The 15,994-nt window shown below is 40.0% G+C and carries 12 protein-coding genes; 10 read left to right on the forward strand and 2 right to left on the reverse strand.

What is annotated here, in order from left to right:
• The first annotated feature begins 9 nt into the window (after positions 1 to 9).
• The 9 genes from HRJ06_RS14130 to treC all read left to right on the forward strand — a co-directional run bounded on the left by HRJ06_RS14130 (position 10) and on the right by treC (position 11,639).
• Positions 10 to 1,485: a nicotinate phosphoribosyltransferase gene (locus tag HRJ06_RS14130; RefSeq protein WP_174733686.1), complete on the forward strand. Its 1,476-nt coding sequence runs from the start codon at positions 10 to 12 to the stop codon at positions 1,483 to 1,485.
• 109 nt (positions 1,486 to 1,594) lie between these two features.
• Positions 1,595 to 2,965 (forward strand): 23S rRNA (uracil(1939)-C(5))-methyltransferase RlmD, encoded by a 1,371-nt coding sequence (rlmD, locus tag HRJ06_RS14135; RefSeq protein WP_174733592.1) that lies wholly within the window; start codon positions 1,595 to 1,597, stop codon positions 2,963 to 2,965.
• 131 nt (positions 2,966 to 3,096) lie between these two features.
• Positions 3,097 to 3,594, forward strand: coding sequence for a YehS family protein (locus tag HRJ06_RS14140; protein ID WP_174733593.1), 498 nt, complete (start codon positions 3,097 to 3,099; stop codon positions 3,592 to 3,594).
• Between the two features lie 226 nt (positions 3,595 to 3,820).
• The gene (locus HRJ06_RS14145) at positions 3,821 to 5,287 is read left to right on the forward strand and encodes a protein adenylyltransferase SelO (protein WP_174733594.1); all 1,467 of its coding nucleotides are present in this window, start codon (positions 3,821 to 3,823) and stop codon (positions 5,285 to 5,287) included.
• Between the two features lie 160 nt (positions 5,288 to 5,447).
• A complete protein-coding gene (locus tag HRJ06_RS14150) occupies positions 5,448 to 6,233 on the forward strand; it encodes an SDR family oxidoreductase (protein ID WP_174733595.1) in 786 nt (261 codons plus the stop codon).
• Positions 6,234 to 6,626: 393 nt separating this feature from the next.
• Positions 6,627 to 7,619, forward strand: a complete 993-nt coding sequence (locus tag HRJ06_RS14155; RefSeq protein WP_197969966.1) for a Gfo/Idh/MocA family protein — start codon at positions 6,627 to 6,629, stop codon at positions 7,617 to 7,619.
• 288 nt (positions 7,620 to 7,907) lie between these two features.
• Complete coding sequence (locus HRJ06_RS14160; RefSeq protein WP_174733596.1) at positions 7,908 to 9,470, forward strand: sodium:solute symporter family protein; 1,563 nt, start codon at positions 7,908 to 7,910, stop codon at positions 9,468 to 9,470.
• Between the two features lies 1 nt (position 9,471).
• The gene (locus HRJ06_RS14165; RefSeq protein ID WP_174733597.1) at positions 9,472 to 9,717 is read left to right on the forward strand and encodes a hypothetical protein; all 246 of its coding nucleotides are present in this window, start codon (positions 9,472 to 9,474) and stop codon (positions 9,715 to 9,717) included.
• Between the two features lie 236 nt (positions 9,718 to 9,953).
• On the forward strand, positions 9,954 to 11,639 hold the full coding sequence (gene treC, locus HRJ06_RS14170; RefSeq protein WP_174733598.1) for an alpha,alpha-phosphotrehalase: 1,686 nt from the start codon (positions 9,954 to 9,956) through the stop codon (positions 11,637 to 11,639).
• Positions 11,640 to 11,817: 178 nt separating this feature from the next.
• Here the strand turns inward: treC and HRJ06_RS14175 are convergent, their stop codons facing one another.
• On the reverse strand, positions 11,818 to 12,900 hold the full coding sequence (locus tag HRJ06_RS14175) for a glycoside hydrolase domain-containing protein (protein WP_174733599.1): 1,083 nt from the start codon (positions 12,898 to 12,900) through the stop codon (positions 11,818 to 11,820).
• A 287-nt stretch (positions 12,901 to 13,187) separates the two neighbouring features.
• Positions 13,188 to 14,633, reverse strand: a complete 1,446-nt coding sequence (locus HRJ06_RS14180) for a DEAD/DEAH box helicase (protein ID WP_174733600.1) — start codon at positions 14,631 to 14,633, stop codon at positions 13,188 to 13,190.
• A 689-nt stretch (positions 14,634 to 15,322) separates the two neighbouring features.
• Here HRJ06_RS14180 and HRJ06_RS14185 point away from each other — a divergent pair.
• Positions 15,323 to 15,826 (forward strand): flavodoxin domain-containing protein, encoded by a 504-nt coding sequence (locus tag HRJ06_RS14185; protein ID WP_174733601.1) that lies wholly within the window; start codon positions 15,323 to 15,325, stop codon positions 15,824 to 15,826.
• The last annotated feature ends 168 nt before the right edge of the window (positions 15,827 to 15,994 follow it).

Genomic DNA, 15,994 nt, shown 5'->3' on the forward strand with positions numbered 1-15,994 from the left:
AGCTTAATGATGAATCGGAAATACCAGGATGACAGCCTAATGCTGCATACAGATTTATATCAAATAAATATGATGGAAACATACTGGCGCGATGGATTTCATAACCGTAAAGCCGTATTTGAACTTTTTTTTCGCAAAATGCCATTCGGCAATGGGTATGCTGTATATGCGGGCCTTGAAAAAGTAATCCAGTTTATTAAGGCGTTTAAATTTACAGATGAGGATCTTAGATATTTGAAAAATGAGGCAGGCTACGGCGATGATTTTCTTGCTTATCTAAAAGATTTGCGGTTTACAGGGACGATTCGGTCGATGAAGGAAGGCGAAATAGTTTTTAATAACGAACCGCTTATCCGGGTCGAGGCGCCACTGGCAGAAGCACAGCTGATTGAAACCGCATTATTAAACATCATCAACTATCAAACCTTAATTGCAACAAAAGCCTCGCGCATTAAGCAAGTTGTTGGAGAAGAAACGGCGATGGAGTTCGGAACCCGGCGTGCCCAGGAAATGGACGCCGCGATTTGGGGTACAAGAGCAGCCTATTTAGCTGGTTTTGAGTCTTCAAGTAATGTCAGGGCAGGCAAGCTATTTGGGATTCCTGTTGCAGGAACGCATGCCCATTCTATGGTTCAGGCGTATAAAGACGAATATACGGCTTTTAAAAAATATGCTGAGTCCCATAAGAACTGCGTATTTTTAGTGGATACATATGATACCCTGCGTTCTGGAGTGCCGAATGCAATCCGCGTTGCCAAGGAGCTTGGCAGCAAAATTAACTTTATCGGGATTCGCCTTGATAGCGGAGATTTGGCCTATTTATCCAAAGAAGCTCGTGCCATGCTCGATGAAGCTGGATTTACCGAAGCTAAAATTGTCGCCTCAAGTGATTTGGATGAATACACGATCATGAGCTTAAAGGCTCAGGGAGCTCAAATTGATATCTGGGGAATTGGGACGAAGTTGATTACTGCTTTTGACCAGGCGGCGCTGGGAGCCGTTTATAAAGTTGTTTCGATCGAAGGCGATAACGGTGCAATGGAAGATACCATTAAAATCTCTTCAAATCCTGAAAAGGTTACAACTCCGGGAATTAAAAAGGTGTACCGAATCATCGACAACATCAATGGGCGTTCTGAGGGAGATTATATTGCTTTGGCTGAAGAGGAGCCAGAGAAGGAAGAAAAGCTGAAAATGTTTCATCCAACTCACACTTATATCAGCAAATTCGTAACAAATTTTACAGCAGTTGATTTACATCATGATATTTTTGTGGACGGAAAGCTTGTGTACAAGCTTCCGGAAATTGGAGAAATAAAAGGATATGTTCAAGAAAGTCTCGGTGTTTTATGGGAGGAATACAAACGTTCTCTAAATCCCGAAGAATATCCAGTTGATCTAAGCCAAAGATGCTGGGACAACAAGATGAGAAACATAGAAGAGGTAAGGGCAAAGGTTAAGTCAATCCGAGCAATGATGGATTGAGTCCAAAAGGAAGCGAAACAACAATATTATTTTAAAGGCAAACTAGTTAGCTGTAATTAATTTTGCTATTCAAACGTCTTTGGAAATTTTTCAGCAAAGGAAGAAAGCAATGAGCAAAACAATACCGGTCCACAGAAATCAGTATATTGATGTGACATTTGAAGACTTAACTCATGATGGTGCAGGTGTCGCTAAAGTAGATGGCTTTCCTATCTTCGTGCCTGGAGGACTTCCAGGTGAAAAGGCAAATATAAAGGTAATCAAGATCAGTAAAGGTTATGGGTTCGGCAGGATGGAGGAGCTTCTGCAGCGGAGCACATTTAGGGTAGAAGTGACAGAAACCGAAGCTCATAAATATGGTGGATGCCAGCTTCAGCATCTGTCCTATGAAGGCCAGCTAGAGTATAAGGAAAATCAGGTTCGTCAAGTGCTTACTCGAATTGGAAAGCTTGAAAACGTGAAGGTTCATCCTGTCTTAGGAATGGACAATCCATGGCACTACCGAAACAAAGCTCAAGTTCCTGTTGGTGAACGAGATGGGAAATTGATTTCCGGGTTTTTCAAGCCCCGCAGCCATGAAATTGTCGACACGAATGAAAGCCTGATTCAGCTTCCGGAAGTCAATGAAGCGATTCAGACTGTAAAAGAGATTTGCAGTGAACTTGGCATTAAGGCTTATAATGAGGAGACTCATAAAGGGGTGCTCCGCCATATTGTCGCCCGATTTGGAAAGCAGACAGGCGAGCTTATGGTAGTGCTTGTAACTAGAACTAGTGATATTCCGCATAAAAGCAAATTAGTTCAGGAAATTGCTGACCGTCTTCCCAATGTGAAATCAATTGTCCACAACATCAATTCCAAAAAGACAAACGTCATTTTTGGACGAGAGACTTCTGTCCTTTGGGGAAATGAAGTCATTTATGATTCGATTGGCGGAGTGAAATTTGCTATATCGGCGCTTAGTTTTTACCAGGTAAATCCTGTCCAGACAAAAGTGCTTTATGATAAGGCTTTGGAATATGCGGAGTTGACGGGGCAAGAATCAGTGATTGACGCCTACTGTGGCATCGGAACGATTTCGCTTTTCCTTGCTCAGAAGGCAAAGAACGTTTTCGGTGTTGAGGTTGTGCCTGAGGCGATTGAGGATGCGAAAAGGAATGCCGAATTAAATGGCATTACCAACGCTGAATTTGCTGTCGGTGAAGCAGAAAAGGTCATCCCCAAATGGTATAAAGACGGGAATAAAGCAGACGTGCTTGTCGTCGACCCTCCTCGCAAAGGCTGTGACGAGGCTTTGCTGCGAACCATCCTGGAAATGAAACCGGCAAAAGTGGTTTATGTTTCATGTAATCCGGCAACCTTGGCAAGAGATCTGCGCATACTTGAAGACGGCGGCTATAAAACACTTGAAGTCCAGCCTGTTGACATGTTTCCGCAAACGACACATTGTGAAGCTGTGGCGAAAATAGAGTTGAGGTGAAGAGGGAGCATCTGCTTTGCGGGCGGGTGCTTTTATTGTGACGAATGGAATATAGGAGATAACTGTGGAACAATATGTGAAACGAGATTTTTCGGGGAGTGACAGGCACCAAAAGTTATGGAGGTTTATAGATGGATAATAATGATTTATTAATTAGATTAAGGTATGCTTTGGATATAAAAAATACAGATATGGCAGAGATTTTTAAACTTGGCGGTGTTGAAGTAACAAAAGAAGAAGTACTGAAGATATTAACTAAATCAAATGATAATGATGATGATCTTGCTGAAAATGACAAGAATATAAAATGCGATAATGTTATGTTCGAGTCCTTTTTAAATGGCTTTATTATTTTTAAACGAGGTAAACAAGAACCGAAGCCGGGGCAGCCTGAAAGACCGCTTTTCTCTAATGAAAGTGCAAATAATATCCTGCTTAAGAAACTTAAAATCGCATTATCACTAACAAGTGAGGATATGATTGAAATATTAGAAGAAGCAGGTGTTTCCATAACAAAAGGAGAATTAAGCGCTATATTGCGGAAAAAAGGCCATAAGAATTATAAAGAATGCGGAGATCGATACGCTAGGAATTTCTTAAAAGGATTAGCTTTAAAATATAGGGCATAAAGAAACACCAGGAAGCAAATGACTAAAACAGCACTTTAACCTATTGAGGCAACGCAAAATAGATCCCCCAGACTTTTTGTTTGGGGGATCCTCTGCTTTAAGAAGTTAAGTTTCATTTCGCCTAAATATTTAAGGGCGTCATCTTTGTGTGCGTGGGTATAATAAACTAACAGTCAGACAGTAGAAAGCAAGTGTCACATAAAAACTATTGAAAAGAAGGGATAAGATGACAAAGAGTGTAGAAACAGGATGGAACTTGGACAACAGTTACACCCGTCTGCCAGAATCATTTTTTACAAAGATAACCCCAAACCCTGTAAGCTCACCAAAACTGATTACTTTTAATGAGCCGTTGGCAACCTCCCTAGGGTTCAGCGTCGAGCTGCTGAAAAGCGAAGACGGTGCAGCTGTTTTTGCTGGCAACGATATTCCTGAAGGTGCTGAGCCTTTAGCTCAAGCTTATGCGGGTCATCAGTTTGGACATCTTAATATGCTGGGGGACGGCCGGGCAATGCTGATTGGAGAGCAGATCACTCCTGATGGGGGCCGGTTTGATATTCAGCTCAAAGGTTCAGGACGAACTCCTTATTCAAGGGGCGGCGATGGCCGAGCGGCACTAGGTCCAATGCTGCGTGAACATATCATTAGTGAAGCGATGTATGCACTTGGGATACCGACAACCCGCAGCCTTGCAGTGGTCACTACTGGTGAATCAATTATCAGGGAAACCGAATTGCCTGGTGCTATCCTGACCCGTGTGGCCGCCAGTCATTTGCGTGTTGGTACCTTTCAATTTGCGGCAGGGAAAGGCAGCACTGATGAGCTCCGTGCCCTTGCTGACTACACAATCAAGCGGCATTTTCCATACATTGAAGATAATGAAAATCGATACCTCTCGCTGCTCCAAGAAGTAATCAAGCGTCAGGCTGAGCTGATTGCGAAGTGGCAGATGGTTGGCTTTATTCATGGGGTCATGAACACCGACAATATGACCATTAGCGGAGAAACCATTGATTACGGCCCGTGCGCTTTTATGAATGAATATGATCCGGCAACGGTATTTAGTTCGATCGACAGAGAAGGCCGCTATGCCTTTGGCAATCAGCCTGGAATCGGGGGGTGGAACCTTGCCCGGTTTGCTGAGAGCCTTTTGCCTCTTCTGCACGATGAGCAGGAAGAAGCTGTAAAATTGGCTCAGAATGAGATATCAGTCTACCCGAATTTATTTAAAAAGAATTGGCTCACAGGAATGAGAGCAAAGCTGGGTATATTTAACGAGGAACAGGAAGATGAGTCCCTTATTGACGACCTTCTTAGCATGATGCAAAATCATAAGGCTGATTATACGAATACTTTTCGTGCATTGACACTAGGCTTGCCAGAGGATACTGTCATGTCAGGGTCAGAAGAATTTCAAAAATGGCATCAGCTTTGGCAGGAAAGGCTGAACAGGCAGCAGGATTCGAAAGACTCGTCACATCAGTTAATGCGTGACAGCAATCCAGCGGTAATTCCTCGTAATCATCGGGTGGAAGAAGCATTGAAAGCTGCAGAAAAACAAGGGGATTTTAGCGTGATGGATCGGCTTCTTAAGGTACTTGCAAGCCCATACGACTACACTGCCGAACAGGCTGATTTTTGTAGACCGCCTGAGCCTTCGAATCTTCCTTACCGAACCTATTGTGGTACCTGATTCCCTTATAAAAAATAATTATCATGTAAGGCTCAGTCTTGAGGACTGGGCCTTATTATCATTAGTAAATTCACTAGCCCAGAGCCGGCCGATGAAAAAGTTTTAGGTTTCTAGTTAATGGGAAGGAGGAAGATAGACGAAGTTAATAGGAGGAATAAGAATGGCCAAAACAATCTTTATTACCGGCGCGGGCAGCGGACTTGGAAGAGGTGCTGCACTTGGTCTGGCAAAGAAAGGGCACCGAGTAATTGCATCAACAGAATTGACTTCTCAAAAAACTGACCTTATGCGGGAAGCGGATGAACAGGGGCTAGATATAGATGTATTCAAGCTCGATATTACAAACAAACGGGATAGGGATCAGATTGAAAACTATGATTTTGATGTTTTTGTAGCGAATGCAGCAATAAATGAAGGCGGCCCGCTTGGGGAAGTGCCGATGGATCGATTCCGTGCGCTATTTGAAGTGAATGTTTTCGCCACACTGGAAACAGTTCAACTAGCGGCTAAAAAGCTGGTGAAAAAAGGCAGCGGGAAAATCGTGTTCATGAGTTCAATGGCAGGAATATCAGCGACACCATACGTAGGTCCTTATTCAGCAACAAAGCATGCTATTGAAGGGATTGCACAAACCTTGAAGACTGAGCTTGAGGAGTTTGGTGTGAAGGTGGCGACTATTAACCCAGGTCCGTTCGAGACTGGCTTTAACAAACGAAGTGCCGAGGAAAAGTGGAAATGGTTTGATGAAGAAAAGCACTTTACGAGGAAAGAAGATATGGAAAAGCAGGAAGAGGGATTAAAAAAACAATTTGAACCGAAAGATATGATTAATAAGATGATTGAAATCATTCCAGCTGACCATCATAAATTCCGTACGGTCTACCCAGAAGAAACCGAAAAACAGTTAAAGAAAACCCAACAGGATCGTTGGGATATGGAAATTTAATAATAAAAACAAAGACTGCCGATTTGATTAATAGGTGAAATAACCCATAAATATAATAGGAATCTCATAAGGATGCAGGCGAGGACTCAGTTTTTAACACTGAGTCCTTTTCTTAAAAGTGAATTTTAACGTTTTGGTATATTGTTTTTTAATATAAAAAATCATATATATATGTGTTCTAAGCTAACCTCTCTTTGCTTACCAGATTAGGTTTATAAGGAATAAAAAGATGTATGCTATTAGTTAGATAACCACCTATAAAGTGTGCTAGTATTTGTATGTTGGAAGGGCTTTCCTTGAGTATAAAAAATACTTCCTGTCTAGGAATAAAACTTTCCAAGACAAATGTAAACATACGTAAATAAATAGAACAGAAAACAGAGGGGGAAAATCATGAAAAAAGTAAGATGGGGAATTTTAAGCACAGCAAAAATAGCCCAAAAAGCGTTGATACCTGCATTCGCCCGTGCTGAAAACGCTGAAGTTATCGCCATTGCCAGCAGCAGTGCAAAAGCCAAAGAGGTGTCCAAGCAATTTAATATACCAAAATCATATGAAAGCTACGAAGAATTAATTCAGGATCCAGATATTGATGCAATATATATACCACTTCCAAACCACTTACATAAAAAATGGACAATGGAAGCAGCTAAAAATGGAAAGCATGTACTTTGTGAAAAGCCTGCTTCCTTGACTGCTTCAGAAACCGAAAAAATGGTTGAATTTTGCCGGGGAAAAAACGTGAAGTTTATGGAAGCCTTTATGTATCAGTTCCATCCCCAGCATGAACGTGTAAGAGAACTTATAGCAGCAGGGGAAATTGGCCAGGTAAAATATATGCGTGCGAGCTTTTCATTCTTGCTGGCACAGCCGGAGGGGAATATCAAAACCGATCCCAATAAAGGTGGCGGCAGTATTTATGATGTGGGCTGTTATGGGATTCACGCAATTCGAAATGTATTGCAATCTGAACCAGCAGAAGTCCAGGCTCGTGCCGAGATTGATCCAAAGTATCAGGTAGATACGACTGCATACGGGTATATGAAAATGGAGAATGGGATCACCGCATCTTTTGACTGCAGTTTTGATATGACCTTTAGAGCTGAATATGAAATTATCGGCACAAAAGGCCAAATCAAGGTTCCAAGAGCTTTCCGTCCTGATAACCATGGTGGAGAAGGTTTAATCATCGTTCAAACCGAAGATAGCACGAGAGAAGAAAAGATATACGGTGATATCTATAAATTAGAAGTTGAACATATGTCAAAAGTGATTTTAGAGGATGGAGAAGTTTCCTATACAGGCGAAAATGCTATTGAAAATATGCGCGTTATTCAGGCTTGTTACGAATCCATTAAAACAGGTAATACAATTAAAATAAACTAGGTTCAAATGCACGCTATTGGTCCTACCTTATCGACTCATTTTCAAAAGACGTATGATTCAAACAATTTTATTAACAAGTTAATAGCTTTCCGGAACAGGCTCAGTCTTTAGGACTGAGCCTTATTTTTTTAAAGGATTCATATTCATGGTAAATACTGTGTTAGGAAACCTCACATGATTATGGAAAACCCGGCTAATCATTCGTATACTAAGTCTCGTTAAGTATTTTAAAATATTAAATAGTTCTGAAAGATATTGCTATTTTAAATTAATGTATGGAGGCGAATTATGTTAACATCAACGACTGGTTATGTAATTTTGTTGGTTTTCGGTGTTTTCTTTACAGGACTTACTATTTTTATGCAAAGCAGAAGCAAGACTGCCATGACGGCTGAGCAGTTTAGTACAGCCGGCCGAAGTGTCGGAGTTGGGCTGGCCAGTGCCTCAATTATTGCAGCGTGGACTTGGGCGGCTACACTTATGATGTCATCATCAACAGGCTTTCAGTATGGTATTAGCGGACCTTATTGGTATGCTGCAGGTGCATGTATTCAAGTATTATTGTTTGCTATAGTTGCCATTCATTTAAAGAGAAAGGCACCAAAGGCTCACACGTTTTTGGAGTTTATCGGTAACCGCTTTGATAAAAAGAACCATAAATTAATGATGTTTTTTGCACTAATGACCAATATTATTGTCACAGCGATGGTGATTCTTGGCGGGGCAATCGCACTAAATTCCTTAACAGGGATGAACATATATATTGCAGCCTTTTTAATTCCGCTGACGTTTACTATTTACACCATGATTGGCGGATTAAAGGCTTCCTTTATCGCTGACTATTTAAATACTGTTATGATTTTTGCTATTCTGATTGTGTTTGCGACTGTTGTTTATATGAAGTTCGGAGTCACTACAGTATATGAAGGGCTGCGTTCTCTTCCAGAGTCACAGCAAATGTTGACAATGGCATCAATTCCAGGCTTGCTTTTCGGAATGATCAATATTATCGGGAACTTTGGAACAGTCTTTGTAGACCAATCATACTGGCAGCGTGCTATTGCTAGTAAAGATAGTGCAGCATCAAAAGCTTATATATACGGAGGAATTGCATGGTTTGCAATACCATTTGCGATTGCAACCTTTCTAGGGGTTACAGCTGCAGGACTAGGGTTAAATATAACGGATCCAGATGCCTCCGCACCTTTAATGGCAGCTCATTTACTTGGTTCTGTAGGATCGATTCTTTTTCTAGTGATGTTATTTATGGCTGTAATGTCGACCGGAGCTGCAGAGCTTACAGCAATAACAAATATTGTCGTGACCGATATTTACAGGAAATCTATCAACCCAATGGCGAGCAGCAGTAAAACACTAAAAGTCTCTCGCATTGTTACACTTAGTTCTGGACTGGGAATGGGGATACTTTCAATCCTGCTCTTTAATATTGGAATTGGACTTGGTTTTGTCTATATGGCAATGGGCATTTTTGTGAGCGGTGCAGTTATACCATTAACTCTTGGGCTGATGTGGAAGCGTGCAACGAATGATGGTTGTTTTTATGGGGCTTTAGTCGGTATGATCTCTGGTGTTACGGTCTGGCTTGTTTCAGCTTATGTAATGTACGGCAATATCAGTGTCGAGTCGTTAGGCCAGCTTCATTCAATGCTGTTTGGAAACCTGGCAGTCTTCATAGTAAGTGGCTTAATCTCTATAGGCCATGCCTTAATGTCTAAAGAAGAGTTTGATTTTGAATCTTTAAAGGATAAATTCAAAAGCTTCGACGACTATGAGGATGAGCATGAAACAGTTAAAACGGTTGAGGCTGTCGGAAGAAGGAAGGTTGTTTAATATGGGAGATAATCAATTATTGAAAGATGCGAAGATGTGTACTCGCTGGGCATTGGGACTAACCTTTATCTTGATTCTAGCCTTCCCAGGGATTATGTTTTTAACAGGTTACAGCTATAGTTTACAGTTTTTTAAAGGCTGGTGTTATCTTGCCTTTGGCTGGCTAATAATAGCTGGACTGTATATTTCAATCCGGCCATGGGTTGAATATTATCTAGAAAGAAAACAAGCTTCAGAGCAAGTATAACTAAAGTAATCCATTAAGCTCAGTCTCTAAGACTGGGCTTTTATTTTAATTTGTAAAACTTGTATATACAAGTTATAATAAAATTAATAGCAGCAAGCAGAGGGCACAGGGCACAGTACCTCGAGTCTGCTATGAAGGAATGGGCAATTAACTAATATGATCTATGAAACCGTTGACATATTTGGATAGACATTTTAACTAAGGCAGATACACTGCCTCTAATAAAGGAGTGCGTTATGCAAGAAGCATGGTGGAAAAAATCAGTTGTTTATCAAATCTACCCGAAAAGCTTTAATGATACCTCTGGCAATGGGGTTGGAGACATTAAAGGCATTATCGAAAAGCTGGATTATTTAAAAGAGTTAGGAGTAGACGTCATTTGGCTGACGCCTGTGTACTCGAGTCCCGAAAAAGATAATGGCTACGATATTAGTGATTATTATTCTATTAATCCCGAATATGGAAATATGAATGATATCGAAAATTTAATAGAAGAATCTCACAAACGAGAGATTAAACTCATTATGGATATTGTTGTTAATCATACATCTACAGAACATCAGTGGTTTAAAGATGCTCTTACCTCAAAAGATAGCCCGTATCGAGACTATTATATTTGGAAAGATCCAGAGGAAGGCAGGGAACCGACTAATTGGTCTTCTAAGTTTGGCGGTTCGGCATGGGAGTACGATGAGCGTTCAGGTCAATATTATCTGCATCTGTTTGATGTTACCCAAGCTGACCTGAATTGGGAGAACCAGCAAGTAAGAAGTGAAGTTTTCGAGGTCATGACTTATTGGCTTAACAAAGGTGTCGATGGCTTTAGGCTCGATGTCATTAATCTTATTTCAAAGGATCCGCGGTTTTTGGATGATGATGGAAAGATCGCGCCAGGAGACGGAAGAAAGTTTTATACAGACGGTCCGCGTGTTCACGAGTTTTTACATGAAGTGAATCAAGAAGTCTTTTCTAAGTATGAAATGATGTCTGTTGGTGAAATGTCATCCACCTCAATAGACGAATGCATCAAATATACTAAACCTGACAGGCAGGAATTAGATATGGTCTTTAATTTTCATCATTTAAAGGTCGATTATCCTAATGGTGACAAATGGACAGCTGCTGATTTTAATTTTATCGATTTGAAAAAAATCCTGTCTGAATGGCAAATCAGAATGCACGAAGGGGGAGGCTGGAATGCCTTGTTTTGGTGTAACCACGATCAGCCTCGTGTGGTGTCAAGGTTTGGGGACGATGGCAAATATCATACTGAATCTGCCAAAATGCTTGCTACAGCTATCCACCTAATGAAGGGGACTCCGTTTATCTACCAGGGAGAAGAAATCGGGATGACGAATCCAAAGTTTAGTGATTTACATGAATACAGAGATGTTGAATCATTAAACATGTATCCTATTTTAAAAGAGAACGGGAAAAATCATCAGGAAATTATCGAGATACTAAAACAGAAATCGAGAGATAACTCACGAACTCCAATGCAGTGGAATGCGGAAAAACATAGTGGCTTTACAGAGGGCGAGCCGTGGATTAGTCCTGCCAGCAATTACACAGCAATAAATGTAGAGCAAGCCTTGGCAGACCCTGTATCGATTTTTTATCATTATCAAAAGTTAATCCGCTTAAGAAAAAAATATGATATTATCACATATGGCGATTTTGTTTTACACTTGCCAGAGCATAAGCAGCTTTTTGCTTATACGCGCAATGCTGAAAATGAGACTCTGCTTGTGTTGAACAATTTTTATGGGACACCAATCACTGTAAATCAATTTGAATATCTATCGGATCGTGATTATGATTGCAATATATTAATCTCGAATTATAAAGATACATCGAATGAGTTAGGGAATATACAATTGCGTCCTTACGAATCAGTCGTGTTTCACTTAGTGAAAAAATAATTAGCAATCCCAAATATATAAGTTAACAAAAAAGAGCAGGAATGAAGTGACCCCAAATTTTAGACTGTGTCTGAAATTCGGGTTCAGTTCAGAAGTGACTGCTCTTTTTGCGTTTTACTCGTTATATTTTCATCGGATTTTTGGGTTGAGGGCGGGGTTAATTACGGAAATTTACTTTTTACCATAAAACATCTGCTAGATTTCCGTCAAACAAATTTGTATCAATATTACATGCTTGGGCATCGATCCCGTATTGCCAGCCTCCGATGAGTGCATTTTCAGGAGCATTTGGCTGGTATTCAGGGGTATTCGATTCAGTGGTGATTCCCACATTGGGTGCTGCTGTCCAAATGTATGTGTTTTCTTGAATATCCGAGTTATTCTCCGCCGCTCGTTCAAAGGCACTGTATAATGCTCTTTCTTCATCAAAAATTCCGTAAATCCCAGGTATAAATCCTGAAGCATTTATACCTTCGTACCATCCTCTGATAAACTCAGAGTCTACCGGAAAACTGGGCTCTATATCAGCAAATATGGCAACACCATCTGGAATTCCCAGGTCATTAGCCAACTGGATAGCTTCTTCTGCTTCAGTTTGGCCGTTCTCGAAACCAGTTGCATCAGTAAAGTGATTCCAGATAACTAGAATTTTAATATCATTCGAGTGAATCAACTCTGCTTCTTCAGCAGTTAATCCAGCAGAAACACCGTCCTTGTCGCCTAAATACCGTCCCCAAATTTCCGGTGTGCCGAAGTTGTTTCTTACACATGAAAGCAAGTCATTCGTGGTAAGACTTGCTGAATCTACGCCCCAAACAATTTCGTCTTCATTATTCGAACTTGAATCATCACTATCTTCATTGCCATTACCATTGTTTCCATTATTGGTCTCGCCGTTGCCGTCTTCAGCATTCGACTCGGGCTTCCCGTCTACGTTATTATTAATAGTATTTGTTACATTTACGTCAACAGTGACCTCGATATTATTTGATACATTGTTTTCAATCTGATTATTATCACTGCTGTTAAGCTTATTATCAATTGAGTTTTCGATATCAGCTTGATCGCCATTCACATTATTCTCGACATTATTAATGACATCACTGTCTGAGTCTGTTCCACTATTACTCCCATGATTTTCATACGTTGTTTTATCTGAGGCTGGGTTGGAATTATAAGAAATGAGGAAACAGGCGAATAAAGAAACAACTACAGCAATCAATGCTGTAATGAATAAAGGCATCAGTTTGTTTGCATCCATATAACAACCCTCCTTATCATTTATTGCATCTTATGCAAGGAGAGGGTTATCTGTTTTTGTACAGTGATAATTGGAAAATCAGCCTGGGTTACATTGGCGAGGGGGAGGTTGGCGAGAAGAAGAGGCTTTGCACAAACCTATTTACAAACATTCACTAAATCGAAAATTAAAAGAGCTGTTGATTTCGCATTTTGGAAATCACGACTCTTTTTTTTATATCACGCAGTTAAGGATTCTGTTCAAAAAAAAAAAGCTGATTATGTTGATCACATAATCAGCTTGTCACGTTATTTAAGGGCCTTGCTTACCTTCAGTTTCTTTCCTTTAATGGTAGTGTTCTCCATTGCCTGTAAAACTAAAGAACCTTTGCCATTCAAGATATCAACATACGACATAGTATCCTGGACAGTGATAATGCCAATATCTTCTGCTGCTACTCCAGGTATTTTCGCAATTGTTCCGACAAAATCTACAGCACGGATTTTTTTCTTTTTACCGCCGCTGAAGTGGAGCTTCATAATATCCTGGTTGATCCGGGCGGTTTTGTTATTTTTAACGATCCTCCGGCCGCCAATCTTCTCTTCGAAAGCTGCTCTTCCGCTTGCAACTTCCTGTGGAGTGGGGGCTTCATCTCGAGGAATCTCAAAACCGATATATCTCTCAATAGCTTTCACGAATTTTCCTTCATAAGGAGTAGCAAACGTAATAGCCTTTCCTTTATTGCCAGCTCTTCCTGTACGTCCTGTTCGGTGGACATAACCTTCTTTTTCCATTGGGACGTCATAATTGATGACAAGCGTCACATTATCAATATCGATGCCTCGGGCAGCAACATCAGTTGCAACCAAGTAACGGAAATTGCCTATTTTGAATCCGTCCATTACAGCAAACCGATCTTCCTGCTCTAGTCCTCCATGGAGCTTCTCGCATGAATAGTTAGAACGGTCCAATTCAGTGAAAACTGAATCTACATGCTCCTTTGTTCTGCAGAATATGATGCAGCTATCTGGGTTTTCAACAACGGTCACATCTTTAAGAAGCGATATTTTTTGGTCTTCCTTCACTTCAATTAAACTGTGTTCTATAGTATCTGTTGTCATACCTGAAGATGCTATCTCGATATTAACAGGATCTTTCATATATTTATGACAAAGGTTTTCGACGTCTTTAGGCAAGGTAGCCGAAAAGACCATCGTTACTCGGTCTGCTGGCAGCTTTTTAATAATCGCTTCTACCTCGTCAATGAATCCCATATTGAGCATTTCATCTGCTTCATCAATAATAAGGTACTTAACCTGGTCCAAAAAGAGGGTTTCCCTTTCAATATGGTCCATGACCCGTCCTGGTGTACCAACTACAACATGCGTTTTTTGTTTTAATTCTTCTCTTTGTTTTGAAAATGGTTCTTTCCCATAAACAGCCATTGCTTTAATCCGTTTAAATCGTCCAATATTCGTTATGTCTTCTCGAACCTGAACGGCAAGCTCTCTAGTTGGAGTTAAAATTAATGCCTGTGGCAGTTTTTCCTCCCATTCGATCATTTCACAAATCGGGATGCCGAAGGACGCAGTCTTGCCGCTGCCTGTTTGGGACTTGACGACAAGATCTTGATTTTCTAATGCTTTTGGGATTACTTCAACTTGGACTTCTGTAGGGTTTTTGTATTTTAACACATCAAGTGCTCTGGTAATTTCCTCACTTAAATGATAATTATCAAAACTAGTTTCACTCATGTTTTAACCTCTTTTTTTGTATTATTCGCCTTACATATAGGATTCTCTCCAAAAAAGTATCATATGCATTTAACTGAACATGATTCATTATACTTGAATTAATAGGGGTAGCGGCTTTTATTTAAAAATTAATCCGCGGATCCTAATTCTAGGGGACTTATTATTGCTAAAATACTTTTTAAAATCCAGATTATAGTCCGGTTTGTAGCAGATCTACTTTAGAATTATTATCGTTTTGGAATAAAATCGATTTTTTTGGAATATATTGAGTTTTTTGGAATAAAATCGGTTTTCCTCTGGAATATATTGAGTTTTTTTGGAATAAAATCAATTTTTTTGGGAATATATATATTTTTTGAACAAAGCTGGTATGAAAAATCTAAGGATAGGCAGAACTTTTAAGCAAGAATGATATAGGAATAGTGCTTTTGGTATTGAAAAAGGTATTTCTTTATAGTTCTAGCAAGAAGAATGCCATAAAATCATCCGGCACAGCCCAAAATTGAGGGGAATATCCTTATAAAGGCCCAAGTTACTTAGGGGAAGAGCAGACATGCAGAGGATGACCATAATTGTAAGAATTTTGCCACACTACACACACACGCTTGCAGGGAAACAATCTTATAATTAGCCCAAATGCACATGCAAATTATTACTGTGAATTGTGCACAGTTCTGGGAGGCGATTTCATGAAAACTTTGATTGTTTTTAGCTCATCCCATGGTACGTCTGCAAAAGCAGCGCTCTTTTTAAGGAATCATATTGCAGGAGATGTGGTCGTACTTAACTTAAAGCGGACAAAGCTGTTTTCTGATGTAGATATTTTTGACGCTGTGATAATCGGCGGCTCTATCCATACTGGAAGTATTCAGAGGGAAATCAAAAAGTTCATGAAGGAAAACCAGGATGTTTTAAAGAGAAAAACATTAGGACTCTTTTTATGCTGTATCCGTGAGGGGGACATTGCCCTGAAACAATTTGATAATGCTTATAATAAGGAATTAAGGGAGTCAGCAGCAGCGACAGGAATCTTCGGAGGAGAATACCTTATTTCAAAAATGAATCTTTTCGAGAGGCTTTTCGTGAAAAGCGTTAGCGGTGTGGTGACTGATACATCCAACCTTGATATAGAATCAATGAATCACTTTGCTGAAACCTTTAACCAGCAAAATAAATCCATGTCGGTTTTTTAGCCAGCAAAAAGCTTTTTTGAAATTTTAAATACCTTTAATAAAAAGATAGAAGCAGGCTGGATCCTTGCTTCTATCTTTTTATTTATCCGGCTGGTGACGAGGGAGATGTGTCATAAAGATTCTGAATTTAGATTAGCTGTAGTATACTTTTGATAAGGAAAAGCTCAA

It is taken from the genome of Mesobacillus harenae (assembly GCF_013343715.1).
Lineage (GTDB): Bacteria > Bacillota > Bacilli > Bacillales > Cytobacillaceae > Mesobacillus_A > Mesobacillus_A harenae.